The organism is Paludisphaera soli, from assembly GCF_011064595.1.
Taxonomy (GTDB): Bacteria; Planctomycetota; Planctomycetia; order Isosphaerales; family Isosphaeraceae; genus Paludisphaera; species Paludisphaera soli.
The window spans coordinates 1-585 of the sequence record NZ_JAALJI010000138.1; the positions used below are offsets into that span (position 1 = coordinate 1).

A 585-nucleotide genomic window follows, 5' to 3' on the forward strand; every position below is an offset into this window, starting at 1 on the left:
AGCGAGAGATGGAAGACGGAATTCGTCCTGGAGGACCTGTGAAACCGCTCCCACCGTTCATGGCTCGACTTGAGGACGACATGACGAAGTGCGTCGTCCGCAACGCCCGGCGGAACCGGGACGAAGTCCTGGCGCGGGGGCTCACCCCTCGGGAGGCCTGGACGTTCAACGTCGAGGCCTTGGCCGCAGGCTTCGACGGGGCCGTGGACCAATTCCTCGCCGACTTCCGGTCGGCCGCCGATCGTCGATCGTCCACCGCTTTCATCGCGGCCCTCCGACGAAGCAGCATGAAACGGCGCGTCGTGTCCGCCGGCCTCCGCGCCGCCTTCCCCGACCAGCAGCTGAAGTGATCCAAGCCGATCGAGGTCTCAACCAGGAGGGTGACGACGCGATGGGGAGCGACTACTACAGCCGGGCGGCGACGGCGACGAGCGGGGGCCCGGCCTTCGCGACCGCCGAGGACGGCCGCAACGAGGAAGCCGCGAAGGCCGCGATCGAGGCGGCCTGGAACGTCAAGATGGTCCGCTAGTATTCCCCCACCGACGACTTGATGACGGACGTCGGATCGGTTCTCCTGGATGCGGG

The 585-nt window shown here is 67.4% G+C and carries 2 protein-coding genes; both read left to right on the top strand.

The genetic code is table 11. From position 1 onward, the window contains the following. The first annotated feature begins 80 nt into the window (after window positions 1–80). Entirely contained in the window at window positions 81–350 is a 270-nt protein-coding gene (locus G6O68_RS32025; RefSeq protein ID WP_165253838.1) for a hypothetical protein, read from the top strand. Between the two features lie 41 nt (window positions 351–391). Then, the gene (locus G6O68_RS32030; protein ID WP_165253839.1) at window positions 392–529 is read left to right on the top strand and encodes a hypothetical protein; all 138 of its coding nucleotides are present in this window, start codon (window positions 392–394) and stop codon (window positions 527–529) included. The last annotated feature ends 56 nt before the right edge of the window (window positions 530–585 follow it).